At 72.5% G+C, this 1776-nt stretch carries 1 protein-coding gene; it reads left to right on the top strand.

The genetic code is table 11. The annotated features are described in order from the left end of the window. Window positions 1-48 precede the first annotated feature (48 nt). On the top strand, window positions 49-1776 hold a 1728-nt coding region (locus tag HMPREF0731_RS02450; protein ID WP_007002419.1), incomplete at its 3' end, for a type I secretion system permease/ATPase.

Genomic DNA, 1776 nt, shown 5'->3' on the forward strand with positions numbered 1-1776 from the left:
GGCCGCCCTGCCCCGCCGCCCCGCCGCCGCCCGCCGGGGGACGCGCTGATGGCCATGGTCCCGCGCGGCGCGCCCGCCGGCAACCTTCTGTCCCAGGCGATCGCCGCCTGCCGTCGCGAATTCGTGGCGGTGGGGCTGTTCAGCGGCGTGGTGAACCTGCTGCAGCTCACCGTCTCGCTCTACATGATGCAGGTGTTCGACCGGGTGCTGGCCACCCGCAGCCTGGACACGCTGAGCTTCCTGACGCTGATCGCCATCGCCGCCCTGCTGCTGCTGGCGGTGCTGGAGGCGGTGCGCAGCCGGCTGATGCAGCGCTGCGCCAGCTGGATCGAGGCGCGCGTGGCGCCCGAGGGGTTCGAGCGCGCCATGGAGGCGCAGCTGCGCGGCCGCCCCTACCGCATGGAGGCGATGCGCGATCTTGGCTTCTGCCGCTCCTGGCTGGCCTCGCCCGGGGCGCTCGCCGTCTATGACGTGCCCTGGGTCCCGGTCTATCTGGCGGTGATCTTCCTGCTGCATCCGGTGATGGGCTTCATCGCGCTGGGCGGCGCGGTGGTGCTGTTCCTGCTGACGCTGCTCAACGAATTCGCCACCTCCACCCTGCTGAAGCGCGCCTCCAACGCGGCGATGACCAGCCAGCGCCGCGCCGATTCGCTGGCCCGCAACGCCGAGGTGATCGACAGCATGGGCATGATGCCGGCGGTGAAGCGCCGCTGGCATGACAGCCTGCAGGAGGGGCTGGCGCCGCAGATGCAGGCCGCCGACCGCGCGGCGCTGCTGCTCTCCGCCACCAAGTTCTTCCGCCTGGCCGTGCAGCTCGCCATCCTCGGCGTCGGCGCCTATCTGGTGCTGCGGCAGGAGCTGACCTCCGGCGCCTCGATCGCGGGCTCGATCATCATGGGGCGGGCGCTGGCCCCGGTGGAACAGCTGATCGGCGGCTGGAAGGGGCTGGTGCAGGCGCGCCAGTCGCTGCAGCGCCTCTCCGGCTTCCTGTCGCAGCCGCGCATCCGCCCGCCCGGCCTGGCGCTGCCCGAGCCCACCGGCCGGCTCGCGGCCGAGCGCGTCACCTATGGCCTGCCCGGCCAGCCGGTGCCGATCGTCAAGGGCGTCAGCTTCGCGCTCGAGCCCGGCGAGAGCCTGGCGGTGATCGGCCCCTCGGCCGCCGGCAAGACCACGCTGGTGCGGCTGCTGATCGGCACGCTGGCGCCCAATGCCGGCACCGTCCGGCTCGACGGCGCCGATGTCTACACCTGGAAGCGCGAGGATTTCGGCCGCCATGTCGGCTACCTGCCGCAGGATGTGGAGCTGTTCGACGGCAGCGTGCTGACCAACATCGCCCGCATGGGCGAGGCCGAGCCGGAACAGGTCTTCGAGGCGGCGAAGCTCGCCGGCTGCCACGAGATGATCCTGCGCCTGCCGGCCGGCTACGACACCGAGATCGGTGAGGGCGGCGCGCATCTCTCCGGCGGCCAGCGGCAGATGATCGGCCTGGCCCGCGCCATGTTCGGCAACCCCAAGCTGGTGGTGCTGGACGAGCCCAATTCCAACCTGGACGGCGATGCCGAGCTGGCGTTGCAGCGCGGCGTCGAGCGGCTGAAGGCGCGCGGCTGCACCGTGGTGCTGGTCTCGCACCGCCCGGCGCTGGTGCAGGCGGTGGACAAGGTGCTGCTGCTGAAGGAAGGCGCCGTCGAGATGTTCGGCCCCCGCGCCGAGGTGCTGAAGCGCGTGATGGGCCCGCGCCCGGCCGAGATCGGCAACCCGCCCGCGCCGCGCCTGGCC

It is taken from the genome of Pseudoroseomonas cervicalis ATCC 49957, from assembly GCF_000164635.1.
Lineage (GTDB): Bacteria > Pseudomonadota > Alphaproteobacteria > Acetobacterales > Acetobacteraceae > Pseudoroseomonas > Pseudoroseomonas cervicalis.